Source organism: Microbacterium resistens (genome assembly GCF_031456305.1).
Lineage (GTDB): Bacteria > Actinomycetota > Actinomycetes > Actinomycetales > Microbacteriaceae > Microbacterium > Microbacterium resistens_A.
On sequence record NZ_JAVDUM010000009.1, the window covers coordinates 157,016 to 169,241 of the forward strand.

Sequence of the window (12,226 nt, forward strand, 5' to 3'; positions counted from 1 at the left end):
TGCGCTCACTCGGGTCGCGCACATTCGGGCGACATCTGACAGTAGGTTGCCATGCTATCTAGTCAGATCTATGATCTAGTCATGGATACCACCTGGCCCAGCGAGTGGCTTCGCGGCGCCCTCGAGATGATGGCCCTCGCAGTCATCTCCGAGGGCGAGACCTACGGGTACCTCATCGCCTCACGCCTCGAGGAGGCGGGCATGGGCACCATCAAAGGCGGCACCCTGTATCCGATCCTGAACCGGCTCGAAGCCGCGGGGGCTCTGACCTCTCAATGGCGCCAAGGGGACGGCGGGCCAGGCCGGAAGTACTACTCGCTGACCCCCGCGGGGACAGCACGTCTGGACACTCAGCGCGATCAGTGGCACCAGTTCACGGAAAGAACATCGACTCTGCTAAGCCTTCGGAGCAGCATTTCATGACCACTGTCACCGCATACACCCAACAGCTGATCTTCGCGCTGCGGCTTCGCGATATCCCCGGTGATGTGATCGGTGACGCAGTGGCCCAAGTGGAAAGCCATGTGGCCGACACCGGCGAGGATCCCGTCACAGCATTCGGGCCGGCACGGGAGTATGCCGCGACCTTCGGCCCTCGGACGCCCCTGGCCCGTCGCTGGTCTTGGTATGTCACGAACGGGGCTCTCGGAGCGCTCTTCGGAGTCATCCTCGCCATCGGGATCGCGGGGCAGATACGGGACGAGCCCCTCGCTTGGGGCGTGTCGCCGTGGGCCGCCATCGCCCTCGGAGTGCTAGGCATCCTCGGCTACTTCATCGCGGCGACCGTCTTCTGGGCGGACCGGATCAAAGATCCTCGGAAGAGTCGGGAAGCCGGCCGGTCAGACATCCGACACGACCGTCCTCAAGGGCGCAGCCGCCCTAGAGGATGAGCCGCCCACCCGACACGACGACGCGGCCAGAACGACGGGCCCGTGTCCCGATTTCGGTTGTTCCGAGCCGCTTGAACAACCGAAATCGGGACACGGCGTGTCAGAAGTGGGACATACCGTGTCAGAAGTGGGACACGGCGTGGCCCGAGTTGCGGGCCCGAGCTGCGGGCCCGAGTCAGGCGAGGGTGAAGACGACGTCGACCTCGACGGGGCTGTCAAGGGGGAGGACGCTCACGCCGACGGCGGCGCGCACGTGGCAGCCGGCGTCGCCGAAGATCTCCCCGAGGACCTCGCTCGCCCCGTTGATCACGCCGGGCTGCCCGGAGAACGAGGGGTCGGACGCGACGAAGCCGCCGACGCGCAGCACGCCGCCGAGCCGGTCCACTCCGCCGGCCGCATCGGCGGCCGCGGCGAGCGCGTTCAGAGCGCAGGTGCGGGCGTACTCCTTGGCGCCCTCGGCCGACACCTCGGCCCCGACCTTGCCGGTGGCCGGGAGCGCGCCGCCGGCGAACGGCAGCTGGCCGGAAGTGTAGACGAGATCCCCGTGGACCCGGGCCGGGACGTAGGCGGCGACCGGGGCCGCGACGGCGGGCAGCTCGATCCCGAGCTCGGCCAGACGGTCGGCGACGCTCACTGCGCCCCTCCCTCGAACTGGCGTGCGGCCTCGGCGGCCGCGGCGAGGCCGGCATTGGTCTCGCCCTCCGCGTTGACCGGGCGCTTGAGGTAGGCGACGAGCCCACCCTCGGGGCCCGGAACGACCTGCACCAGCTCCCAGCCCTGCTTTCCCCAGTTGTTGAGGATCGCTGCGGTGTTGTGGATCAGCAGCGGAGTGGTCAGATACTCCCACGTGATCATGGCTCTCCCGGAGGTCGGGATGCGCGGCCGCGCATCAAAGACGGTATTCAGGGAACTCCCCTACGATCAAGCGTATGCCTCAGACCAAACGCACGCTGACGGGTGTGCTCGGCGGCCTTGCCGGGCTCGTCGGCCTCAGCGCCGTGGCAGGGATCCTCGTCACCGCGACAGTGACCCCGGTTTTCGCGGTCGCCGGCGCCACGGCGGCGCAGTCGATCGATCTGTTCGAGAACCTGCCGTCGAACCTCAAGGTGAACCGGCCCATGGAGCCGACCACGATCTACGCCTCCGCCCCCGACGGCAGCCCCGTCCCGCTGGCGAGGTTCTACGACCAGAACCGCAGCCCGGTCGGCTTCGATCAGGTCGCGCCGGTCATGTACGACGCCCTGCTCTCCAGCGAGGACAAGAACTACTACGACCACGGCGGCATCGACCTCTTCGGCACCACGAAGGCGCTCCTCGACAACCTGCGCGGGACCTCCACGCGCGGCGGCTCCTCGATCAGCCAGCAGTACGTGAAGAACGTGCTGCTCCAGGAGTGCGAGCGCGGCGTGACGCTCGACGACCCCGAGCGCGACGCGAAGCTCGGCACCTGCTGGGACGAGGCGGCCAGCAGCGCAGGCAGCGCGGGCATCGCCCGCAAGCTGCAGGAGATGCGCTACTCGATCCAGATCGAGAAGGAGTACTCCAAGAACGACATCCTCATCGGGTATCTGAACCTGGTGAACTTCGGCGGCATCACCTACGGCATCGAGGCCGCCGCCCAGCGCTACTTCGGCGTCTCCGCCTCGGCGCTCTCCCTCGGCCAGGCGGCGACTCTGGCCGGCCTCGTGCAGAACCCGAACTCGTTCCGCATCGACATGCCCGAGGGCTCGATGAGCGACGAGGCGGGCAATCCCATCAACTCCGCGGCCGACGGCTACTCGCAGACGCTCACCCGCCGCGACTACGTCCTCGGCCGGATGCTGACCGACGGCAAGATCACGCAGGAGCAGCACGACGCCGCCGCCGCCGAGCCGATCACGCCGAACATCGTCGCGCCCACGCAGGGCTGCGCCGCCGCCGGCGCGAACGCCTACTTCTGCCAGTACGTGAAGACGACGCTGGAGAACGACCCGACCTTCGGGGCGACCCCCGAGGAGCGCTACGACAACCTCCTGCGCGGCGGCCTCGACGTGTACACCTCGCTGAGCCTCCCGATCCAGCAGGCCGGCATCCAGGCGATGACCGAGTATGCGCCGCCCTCGATCGAGGGTCTGCATTTCGGTGCCGCCGGCACGACCATCGAGTCCGGAACCGGTCGTGTGCTCGCCATGGTCCAGAACACGACCTTCTCCGAGGACCTCAGCCTCGACGGCCAGCCCGGCTACTCCTCGCTCGTCTACGCCGCGGACTCCGAGCACGGCTCGTCCAGCGGCTTCCCGGTGGGATCGAGCTACAAGATCTTCACGCTCATCGACTGGCTGGAGAAGGGCCACTCGCTCAACGAGAGCCTCAACGGCACCAACCGGATCTTCAACCGGATGACCTGCGACGGCAGCCCGCTGTTCTTCGGCACGGACATCGTGCGCAACTTCGGCGGCGACAAGGGCTTCACCGGGACGCCGATGGAGTTCACGGCGAAGTCGCTGAACAGCGGCTACTTCGCGATGGCGGAGAAGCTCAACGTGTGCGACATCAACCGCGTCGCCGACCGCATGGGCGTGAAGCTCGGCAACGGCGGCAAGGTCACCGATCAGAACGTCCCGTTCGACGTGCTCGGCTCCAAGGCCATCGCGCCGCTGGACATGGCAGCGGCCATGGGAGCGATCGGCAACGGCGGCACCCGCTGCACGCCGCACGGGATCGACAAGATCATCGGCCCCGACGGGACCGAGCGGGCCGTTCCGCCCGTCACCTGCACGCAGGTGGTCGACAAGGAGGTCGCAGCCACGGCCGCCTACGCCCTCGAAGGCGTGATGAATGGCGGCGGCACGGGCGTCCGCTCCAACCCCGAGGACGGCTCGCCAGTGATCGGGAAGACCGGAAGCCACAACGACGACCAGACCACGATGGTCATGTCCACCTCGAAGACCGCGACCGCGGTCTGGGTCGGGCAGAGCCTGGGCGCGGAGGACCTCGCGAACTTCGGCTACAACGGCGTCGACATCCCCAACACACGGCATCAGATCGCCCCCGCTCTGCAGCGGGCGGCCGACGGGATCTACCCGGGCGACCGGTTCCCCGGCCCGTCGAACAACCTGCTCCGCCGCCAGATGACCGACCTGCCCAACGTGGTCGGCATGTCGCAGGAGCAGGCCACCCACACGCTGGAGAACGCCGGCTTCGACGTCTCGGTCGGAGGCCCGATCGACAGCGCCCTCGCCGCCGGCGTCATCGCCGCGCAGGACCCGGGCGCAGGACAGGCCCCGGGCGGTGCGGTGGTGACCATCTCCCCGAGCAACGGTCAGGGCGTTCCCGTTCCCGACGTCACGGGCAGGCCGCCGACAAAGGCCGCCGAGGACCTCAAGGCCGCCGGGTTCCCGAACGTCGCCCTGGGCACCTGCACGGCCGGCAGCGGCGGGGCGGGCACCGTCACCTCCACTGCGCCCGCCGCCGGGACCGTGGTGAGCAAGGGGGCGACGATCTCGCTGAACTACTCGAAGCAGAATTGCCCGTAGTGCCGCGTCCGACACATCCGGCCCTCATCGCGCTCGGCGCGGTGGGGGCCGTCGGCGCGGCCGCCGCCGTCTGGGGCATCGGCATCGAGCGCTACCTCTTCACCGTCCGCCACGCGACCGCCGCCGCCCTCCCGCCCGGATCCCGGCCGCTGCGGATCCTGCACGTGTCCGACGCCCACCTGGCTCCGTGGCAGCACCGCAAGCAGCGCTGGCTCGCCTCCCTCGCCGCCCTCCGACCGGACCTCGTCGTCAACACCGGGGACAACATGGGCCACCGCGACGGCCTCATCGGCGTCCGGGCGTCCTTCGCCCCGTTCGCCGGCGTGCCAGGCGTGTTCGTGCACGGCTCGAACGACGTCTTCGCGCCGACGCCGCGCAATCCCCTCAAGTACTTCATGGGCCCGTCCTCCGTCCGGCGTGAGGAGGAGCGCCTCGACACCGACGCGATGGACGCCTTCCTCTCCGACGAGCTCGGGTGGACGTCCCTGAACAACGCCGCGGCCACACTGGACGTCGGCGGCCGGAGGATCGACCTGTTCGGGGTCAGCGACGCGCACCGGGACTGGGACGAGCTGGACACGCTCCCCGACGCCCTCCAGACGCTCGGCACGCACCCCGCAGACGTCCCCCTGCTCGGAGTCACCCACGCCCCCTACCAGCGCGTCCTGAACGCGTTCACCGGCCTCGGTGCGGACACGATCCTCGGTGGGCACACCCACGGCGGGCAGGTCTGCATCCCCGGCGTCGGCGCCATCGTGGCGAACTGCGACATCCCGGTGAAGCAGGCCAAGGGGCTGAGCACCTGGTCGTACGAGGGCAGGACCGTCCCCCTCAACGTCAGCGCCGGCTGCGGGCATTCGATCTACGCCCCGGTGCGCTTCGCCTGCCGTCCCGAGGCGACGCTGCTGACCCTCGTCGCGCAGGCCTGAGCGATCGGGGCCCGCGACGCGCGCGGGTTTCGACGTCGATTCGGAGGGCCGCGGATTTCGGTATAGACTCGAACGGTTGCCACGGGGTGTGGCGCAGCTTGGTAGCGCGCTTCGTTCGGGACGAAGAGGCCGCAGGTTCAAATCCTGTCACCCCGACGTACGAGAGGGATCGGTCCAGCGGATCGGTCCCTCTTCTTGCACTCACGTGATCTCTGGGGGAACAATGACCACGCCTCGCCTCGTCGCCTTCGACCTCGACGACACCCTCGCTCCGTCCAAGAGCCGGATCGACCCGCGGATCGCGCAGCTCCTGCTCGATCTCGCCTCGCGCGTCGAGGTGGCCATCATCTCCGGCGGCAACGAGGAGCAGTTCCGCTCGCAGGTCATCTCGCAGCTCCCCGCGGCCGACACCGCCCTGCTCGCACGGATCCACCTGATGCCGACCTGCGGCACGCGGTACCTGCGACACGACGGCTCCGACTTCGCCCTCGTCTACGCGCGGGACCTCAGCGACGAGCAGAAGGGCTCGGCCCTCCGCGCGCTCGAGGACGAGGCCCGGCGGCTTGGCCTGTGGGAAGAGGAGCCGTGGGGCCCGATCCTCGAGGACCGCGGCTCGCAGATCACGTTCTCCGCACTCGGCCAGCGTGCGCCCGGCGACGCGAAGAAGGCCTGGGACCCGGAGGGGACGAAGCGGGCGCTGCTCCGCGACGCCGTGGCGCCGCTGCTTCCCGATCTGGAGGTCCGCTCCGGCGGCTCCACCTCGATCGACATCACGCGCGCCGGCATCGACAAGGCCTACGGGATGACCGAGCTCGCCACGCACACCGGCATCCCGTTCGCCGAGATGCTGTTCTACGGCGACCGCCTGGACGAGGGCGGCAACGACTATCCGGTCAAGGCCCTCGGCGTGCCGACCGTCGCGGTGGAGGGCTGGGAGGACACCGCCACCCACCTCGACGCCCTGGTGCCGACCCTCTGAGCCTCTGACTCTCGGAGCCTCTGACTCGGAGCCCTACCCGCGGCCCTTAGTCGACGGTCGCCGCGATGCCCGCCGAGACCGGGACGAGGCGGGTCAGCTGCGTCACGTGACGAGGCTCCAGCTCGGCAAGTGAGGAGACGCCGAGCAGGCGCATGGTCCGCTCGATCTCGCCGCGCAGGATCGCGATCGTGCGGTCGACGCCCCGGCGCCCGCCGGCCATGAGGCCGTAGAGGTAGGCGCGCCCGATGAGCGTGAAGTCCGCCCCGAGCGCCACCGAGGCGACGATGTCCGCGCCGTTCATGATCCCGGTGTCGATCATCACGGTGAACCCGTCTCCGACCTCGCGACGCACCTGCGGGAGCAGATGGAACGGGATCGGCGCCCGGTCGAGCTGGCGCCCGCCGTGGTTGGACAGCACGATGCCGTCGACGCCCGCATCGCGCAGGCGCACGGCGTCCTGGACCGTCTGCACGCCCTTGACCACGAGCGTGCCCGGCCACATCTCACGGATGACATCGAGGTCGTCGTAGCCGATCGTCGGATCCATGGCGGCGTCCAGCAGCTCGCCGACCGTGCCGTCGGTGGAGCTCAGCGAGGCGAACTCGAGCTTGGGCGTGGTGAGGAAGTCGATCCACCACCACGGCCGCGGGATCGCGTTGACGATCGTGCCCAGCGTCAGCTGCGGCGGGATGGAGAACCCGTTGCGCTTGTCCCGGAGCCTGGCGCCGGCGACCGGGGTGTCGACCGTGAACATCAGAGTGTCGAAGCCGGCCTCGGCGGCGCGGCGCGTCAGGCCGTAGGAGATCTCACGGTCGCGCATGACGTACAGCTGGAACCAGTTCCGGCCGTGGGGATTGGCCTCCTTGACCCCCTCGATGGACGTGGTCCCGAGAGTGGACAGGGTGAAGGGGATGCCCGCCGCCGCGGCCGCCCCGGCACCCGCCACCTCGCCCTCGGTCTGCATGAGGCGCGTGAAGCCGGTGGGCGCGATGCCGAACGGCAGCGCGCTCGGACCGCCCAGGACGGTGGTCGACGTGTCGAGGTGCGGAGCCGGGGTCAGGATCCCGGGGTGGAACTCGACGTCCTCGAACGCCTGGCGCGCACGGGTCAACGACAGCTCGCCCTCGGCGGCGCCGTCGGTGTAGTCGAAGGCGGCCTTGGGCGTGCGGCGCTGCGCGATCGTGCGGAGGTCGGAGATCGTGAGGGCGGATTCGAGCCGCCGCTTGGTGCCGTCGAGCTCGGGAGCCTTGAACTTCATGAGCTCGAAGATCTCCGCGGGGTTCGGGAGCTGTCGCCGGATGGAGCGCTGAGCCATGGGACGCCTTTCGTTCAGAGGCCGCCGGCCAGGCCGGTCGCCTCGTGATAGCCGATGATGTGGTCGTGGATACGGGCGGACGCCGTCTGCGCGTCGCCCTCGTCGATGGCCCGGAGGATCGCGCGATGCTCGGCGCGGAGGGAGGCCGCCATGCGATCCCAGTCCGCGAGCTGCGCCTGCCCCTGGAGCACGTAGGACTCGATCGCGTCGCGGAGGCCCGTCATCATCGCCGCGACGACCGCGTTGCCCGACGCCTCCGCGAGCGCCAGATGCAGCTGCGCGTCCAGGGCGAGGAACTCGGCCGGGGAGAGCCGGTCATCGTCCATCGCATCGAGGATCCCGTGCGCGATCGACGTGTCGCGGGAGGGGGCGCCGGCGAGATCCGCGACGACGGACCGCTCCAGCACCAGCCGCGTGCGCACCACGTCGCCGATCGGGAAGCCCTGTGCGGCGACCTGGAGGCGCAGGAGCGCGGAGAGCCCTCCCCCGGGCCTCGCGACCACGATCGCGCCCGCCTGGGGCCCTGATCCGGTCGCGGTCCGGATGAGGCCCATGACCTCCAGCACCCGCAGCGCCTCGCGGACGCTCGACCGGCCGACGCCGAGGTCGGCGGCGAGATCCCGCTCGGAGGGCAACCGGTCGCCGGGGCCGAGTCGGCCGTCGAGCAGGTCCCGCTCGACGTGCGCGAGCACCGTGCGCCAGGCTCGTGCCGGCGCCTCGTCGATGACCGCGTCCTTCGCCATGGGTCCTCCTGTGGTCTGACCACAGAGTATCCGCTGTGGTCAGACCACGCAAGCCGCACCAGGATCCCGGGAAGCATGTCCCGAAAATCGTCGTCCCCGCGCCCGGGAACAACCAGAATCGGGACATGCCTCACCAGAATCGGGACATGTCTGGCCGGAATCGGGACATGCCCGGGAGGCGCGCCCCTGACACGCGGACCGGAGATCAGCCGAGACGGCCGCCGGACTCCTCCAGGTAGCAGTTGCCGCACAGGGACTCGTAGGTGGTGACGAGCTCGTCGCCGCCGCCGTCGATCGCCACCTGATCGCCGTCGAAGACGAAGCGCCCGCCGATCCGACGACCGTTGAACACGGCCTTGCGCCCGCATCGGCAGATGGTCTTGAGCTCCTCGAGCGTGTGCGCGATCGCGAGCAGGCGGGCGGACCCGGGGAACGCGTGGGTGCGGAAGTCGTTCCTGATCCCGTAGGCGAGGACGGGGATGCCGTCCTCGACGGCGATGCGGAACAGATCGTCGATCTGGGCCTCGGAGAGGAACTGCGCCTCGTCCACGAGCAGGCACGCGACGTCGGCCGGCTCCTCGGGCAGGAGGCTCGCTCCCGCATCGCGGCGCTTCCGTTCCCGCTCCTGGCGGAACAGGGCGCGCGCGTCGTCATCGCCGCCGATCAGGAAGTCGACCTCGCGGGTCATCCCCAGCCGGGACTCGATCTGCGATGCGCCCTTGGTGTCGATCAGGGGCTTCGCCAGCAGCACGTGCTGACCCCGCTCCTCATAGTTGTACGCCGCCTGCAGCAGAGCCGTCGACTTGCCGGAGTTCATCGCTCCGTAGCGGAAGTACAGCTTCGCCACGGCGCCGGATCAGGCCGTGAGGTCGAGGGTCGACGCCGTCGAGGCCATCGACGCGGAAGCGGCCCCGGCGTCGTCGTTCAGCTCCTCGCCGAGCGTCGGGATGAGCTCGCGCAGCTGCGGCTCCCAGGCGGGATACTGCTCCGGGAAGCAGCGCTTGAGCAGCCCCAGCATGATCGGGACGGCGGTCGACGCCCCCGGCGATGCGCCGAGCAGGCCGGCGATGGAGCCGTCCTTCGCCGCGACCACCTCGGTGCCGAACTGGAGGATGCCGCCCTTCTTCGGGTCCTTCTTCATCACCTGGGCGCGCTGGCCGGCCTGGATCAGCGTCCAGTCCTCGTCCTGCGCGGTCGGCATGAACACCCGCAGGTTGTCGACCTTCTTGCGGTGGTTCTTCAGCAGCTCGCTGACGAGGTAGGTGATGAGGTCGGGGTTCGCGAAGGCCACGCGCAGCATCGGCCAGAGGTTGTGCGGCCGGACCTGGGAGACGATGTCGAGGATCGACCCCTGCTTGAGGAACTTCGGGCTGAAGGTCGCGAACGGCCCGAACAGGAGCGAGGACTCCCCGTCGACGACCCGCGCGTCCAGGTGCGGCACCGACATGGGCGGCGCGCCCACCGATGCCTGCGAGTAGACCTTGGCCTTGTGCTGGGCGACGATCGCGGGGTTGGTCGTCTTCAGGAACTGCCCGCCGATCGGGAAGACGCCGTACCCCTTGATCTCGGGGATGCCGGAGGCCTGGAGCAGCTTGAGCGCCCAGCCACCCGCGCCGACGAAGACGAAACGGGCGTTGAGGCGGTTCGGCGCGTGGCCGATCGTGTTCCGATACGAGACCTCCCAGGTGCCGTCCTTCTGCTGCTTGAGGCCCTTGACCTCGTGATTGGTGCGCACCTGCACCCCGGAGCCGGCGAGGTGATCGAAGAGCTGCTCGGTGAGCGCGCCGAAGTCGACGTCGGTGCCCGAGGGGACGCGCGTGGCCGCGAACGGCTCGCCCTTGCGGCGCTTCTGCATGAGCAGAGGCGCCCACTGGTTGATGACGCGCGAGTCCTCGCTGTACTCGATCCCGGCGAACAGGGGCTGATCCTTCAGCGCCTCGTAGCGCCTCTTGAGGTACGCGACGTCCTTCTTTCCCCGCACGAAGGTCATGTGCGGGGTGGAGTTGATGAAGGTCGAGGGCGCGTCGAGCACGCCACGGTCGACGAGCGAGGACCAGAACTGGCGGCTCTGCTGGAACTGCTCGTTGATCGAGACGGCCTTGGCGGGATCGAGGGGTCCGTCGCCGCCGTTGTCCGGCATGTAGTTCAGCTCGCAGAGGGCGGCGTGCCCGGTTCCCGCGTTGTTCCAGGGGTTGGAGCTCTCCTGCCCGACGTCGTTCAGCCGTTCGAAGGCGACGATCCTCCAATCCGGCTGCAGCTCGTGCAGGAGGGTACCGAGAGTGGCGCTCATGATGCCACCGCCGATGAGGACGACGTCGACGCTTTCAGTCACCTGACCAGTCTAGTTCTCCCCGCCACCCCCTCCTGTCCCCCGCGCATCCGCGAGCCGGGCCGCCGACGCCGAGACGGCAACAGCGTTCCGAGACAGCAGGAAATTCGCGCTGTCTCGGAACGCCGTTGCAGTTTCGCCGGAAGCGGAGAGGGCCAGGCCGGGGCCGTCAGCCCAGGACGGTCAGGCCGAGAGGCGCTCGGCGAGACGGGCCGCGACGATCTCGGCGACCTGCACCGCGTTCAGGGCCGCGCCCTTGCGGAGGTTGTCGTTGCTGATGAACAGCACGAGCCCCTTGCCCTCCGGGGCGGACTGATCGGCGCGGATCCGCCCGACGAAGCTCGGGTCCTTGCCCGCGGCGTAGAGCGGGGTCGGGATCTCTTCGAGGGTGACGCCGGCAGCGCCTGCGAGCACCTCCCGCGCGCGCTCCGGGGAGATGTCCTGGGAGAACTCGGCATTGATCGACAGCGAGTGACCCGTGAAGACCGGGACGCGCACACAGGTCCCCGCGACGCGGAGATCGGGGAGACCGAGGATCTTCCGGCTCTCGTTGCGGAGCTTCTTCTCCTCGTCCGTCTCGTTCAGGCCGTCGTCGACGATGGATCCGGCGAGCGGGATCACGTCGAAGGCGATCGGGGCGACGTACTTCTCGGGCTCGGGGAAGTCGATGGCGGATCCGTCGTGCACGAGGCGCAGCGTGTCGCCCTGCGCGAGGACGCCCTCCACCTGCCCGAGGAGCTCCTGTGCTCCCGCGAGCCCGGATCCGCTCACGGCCTGGTAGGTGCTGACGATGAGCCGCTCCAGCCCCGCGGCGTCGTGCAGGGCCTTGAGCACCGGCATCGCGGCCATCGTGGTGCAGTTGGGGTTGGCGATGATCCCCTTGGGCGCCTCGGCGACCGCCTCGGGGTTCACCTCGCTGACGACCAGCGGCACCTCCGGGTCCATCCGCCACGCGCTGGAGTTGTCGACGACGACCGCACCCGCCGCGGCGAAACGCGGCGCCGCGGCGCGGCTCGCGGTGGCGCCCGCCGAGAAGAGCGCGATGTCGATGCCGGACGGGTCCGCGGTCTCGACGTCCTCCACGATCACGGTCGCTCCGCCGAAGTCGATCGCGGTGCCGGCCGATCGCGCGGAGGCGAACAGGCGCAGCTCGCGGATCGGGAAGGCGCGCTCGGCGAGGATGTCGCGCATGACGGTGCCGACCTGGCCGGTGGCGCCGACGATGGCGACGGAGAGTCCTGAATCAGAGATGCGGGTCATGGGGCGTTCCTTGGCGTCGAGCGATGCGGCGTTCGAAGCGCGGGGCGCGGCCGCCGGGGTGTGGCTGAGGATGCCGCGCCTGGCGCCGATGTCAGGGTTGCCGCGATTCTACCGGACCCGGAGACGCCGGCGTCTCCGGGTCCGGTCCCTCGGCGTTCCCGTCGCGAAATCTGCCGCTCCGGCCGGCCATTTGCGGCAGATTTAGCCACGGGCGCGGTGTGAGCCCACCCGGATCGCGCGGGGAAGCCGCCGGCGACGGCCGGGTA

General features: G+C 69.6%; 12 protein-coding genes and 1 tRNA gene. 6 read left to right on the forward strand and 7 right to left on the reverse strand.

Annotated elements, in window-relative coordinates:
• Window positions 1–81 precede the first annotated feature (81 nt).
• Window positions 82–423 carry a PadR family transcriptional regulator gene (locus J2Y69_RS11525; protein WP_310020781.1) on the forward strand — a complete coding sequence of 114 codons (342 nt, stop codon included), beginning with the start codon at window positions 82–84 and terminating at the stop codon, window positions 421–423.
• Complete coding sequence (locus tag J2Y69_RS11530) at window positions 420–890, forward strand: hypothetical protein (RefSeq protein WP_310020783.1); 471 nt, start codon at window positions 420–422, stop codon at window positions 888–890. Before J2Y69_RS11525 ends, J2Y69_RS11530 begins: the two co-directional genes overlap by 4 nt.
• 175 nt (window positions 891–1,065) lie before the next feature.
• Here J2Y69_RS11530 and J2Y69_RS11535 read toward each other — a convergent pair whose 3' ends face one another.
• Both J2Y69_RS11535 and J2Y69_RS11540 read right to left on the reverse strand, forming a co-directional pair.
• Entirely contained in the window at window positions 1,066–1,524 is a 459-nt protein-coding gene (locus tag J2Y69_RS11535; protein WP_310020785.1) for a RidA family protein, read from the reverse strand.
• Window positions 1,521–1,745: a DUF4177 domain-containing protein gene (locus tag J2Y69_RS11540; protein ID WP_310020787.1), complete on the reverse strand. Its 225-nt coding sequence runs from the start codon at window positions 1,743–1,745 to the stop codon at window positions 1,521–1,523. The genes J2Y69_RS11535 and J2Y69_RS11540 overlap by 4 nt, the downstream gene beginning before the upstream one ends.
• Window positions 1,746–1,819: 74 nt before the next feature.
• Here J2Y69_RS11540 and J2Y69_RS11545 point away from each other — a divergent pair, with 74 nt between their 5' ends.
• The 4 genes from J2Y69_RS11545 to J2Y69_RS11560 all read left to right on the forward strand — a co-directional run bounded on the left by J2Y69_RS11545 (window position 1,820) and on the right by J2Y69_RS11560 (window position 6,313).
• A complete protein-coding gene (locus J2Y69_RS11545; protein WP_310020789.1) occupies window positions 1,820–4,405 on the forward strand; it encodes a transglycosylase domain-containing protein in 2,586 nt (861 codons plus the stop codon).
• The gene (locus J2Y69_RS11550; RefSeq protein WP_310020792.1) at window positions 4,405–5,334 is read left to right on the forward strand and encodes a metallophosphoesterase; all 930 of its coding nucleotides are present in this window, start codon (window positions 4,405–4,407) and stop codon (window positions 5,332–5,334) included. Before J2Y69_RS11545 ends, J2Y69_RS11550 begins: the two co-directional genes overlap by 1 nt.
• An 82-nt stretch (window positions 5,335–5,416) precedes the next feature.
• A tRNA-Pro gene (locus J2Y69_RS11555) sits at window positions 5,417–5,490 on the forward strand.
• Between the two features lie 67 nt (window positions 5,491–5,557).
• Entirely contained in the window at window positions 5,558–6,313 is a 756-nt protein-coding gene (locus tag J2Y69_RS11560; protein ID WP_310020794.1) for an HAD-IIB family hydrolase, read from the forward strand.
• Window positions 6,314–6,359: 46 nt separating this feature from the next.
• On the opposite strand, the gene J2Y69_RS11565 is transcribed toward J2Y69_RS11560, so the two are convergent.
• The 5 genes from J2Y69_RS11565 to J2Y69_RS11585 form a co-directional block, all read right to left on the reverse strand.
• Entirely contained in the window at window positions 6,360–7,628 is a 1,269-nt protein-coding gene (locus J2Y69_RS11565; RefSeq protein WP_310020796.1) for an alpha-hydroxy acid oxidase, read from the reverse strand.
• A gap of 14 nt (window positions 7,629–7,642) precedes the next feature.
• Window positions 7,643–8,371: a FadR/GntR family transcriptional regulator gene (locus J2Y69_RS11570; protein ID WP_310020798.1), complete on the reverse strand. Its 729-nt coding sequence runs from the start codon at window positions 8,369–8,371 to the stop codon at window positions 7,643–7,645.
• Window positions 8,372–8,576: 205 nt separating this feature from the next.
• On the reverse strand, window positions 8,577–9,218 hold the full coding sequence (locus tag J2Y69_RS11575) for a thymidine kinase (protein ID WP_310020800.1): 642 nt from the start codon (window positions 9,216–9,218) through the stop codon (window positions 8,577–8,579).
• A gap of 9 nt (window positions 9,219–9,227) precedes the next feature.
• Entirely contained in the window at window positions 9,228–10,661 is a 1,434-nt protein-coding gene (gene mqo / locus J2Y69_RS11580; RefSeq protein ID WP_310020811.1) for a malate dehydrogenase (quinone), read from the reverse strand.
• A 222-nt stretch (window positions 10,662–10,883) separates the two neighbouring features.
• Window positions 10,884–11,960: an aspartate-semialdehyde dehydrogenase gene (locus J2Y69_RS11585; protein ID WP_310020802.1), complete on the reverse strand. Its 1,077-nt coding sequence runs from the start codon at window positions 11,958–11,960 to the stop codon at window positions 10,884–10,886.
• Window positions 11,961–12,226 lie beyond the last annotated feature (266 nt).

Excerpts from the sequence above, each read along its gene's own strand:
- J2Y69_RS11525 (WP_310020781.1), top strand. The coding sequence starts at position 82 with ATGGATACCACCTGGCCCAGCGAGTGGCTTCGCGGCGCCCTCGAGATG.
- J2Y69_RS11530 (WP_310020783.1), top strand. The coding sequence starts at position 420 with ATGACCACTGTCACCGCATACACCCAACAGCTGATCTTCGCGCTGCGG.
- J2Y69_RS11540 (WP_310020787.1), bottom strand. The coding sequence starts at position 1,745 with ATGATCACGTGGGAGTATCTGACCACTCCGCTGCTGATCCACAACACC.
- J2Y69_RS11545 (WP_310020789.1), top strand. The coding sequence starts at position 1,820 with ATGCCTCAGACCAAACGCACGCTGACGGGTGTGCTCGGCGGCCTTGCC.
- J2Y69_RS11560 (WP_310020794.1), top strand. The coding sequence starts at position 5,558 with ATGACCACGCCTCGCCTCGTCGCCTTCGACCTCGACGACACCCTCGCT.
- J2Y69_RS11565 (WP_310020796.1), bottom strand. The coding sequence starts at position 7,628 with ATGGCTCAGCGCTCCATCCGGCGACAGCTCCCGAACCCCGCGGAGATC.
- J2Y69_RS11570 (WP_310020798.1), bottom strand. The coding sequence starts at position 8,371 with ATGGCGAAGGACGCGGTCATCGACGAGGCGCCGGCACGAGCCTGGCGC.
- mqo (WP_310020811.1), bottom strand. The coding sequence starts at position 10,661 with ATGAGCGCCACTCTCGGTACCCTCCTGCACGAGCTGCAGCCGGATTGG.
- J2Y69_RS11585 (WP_310020802.1), bottom strand. The coding sequence starts at position 11,960 with ATGACCCGCATCTCTGATTCAGGACTCTCCGTCGCCATCGTCGGCGCC.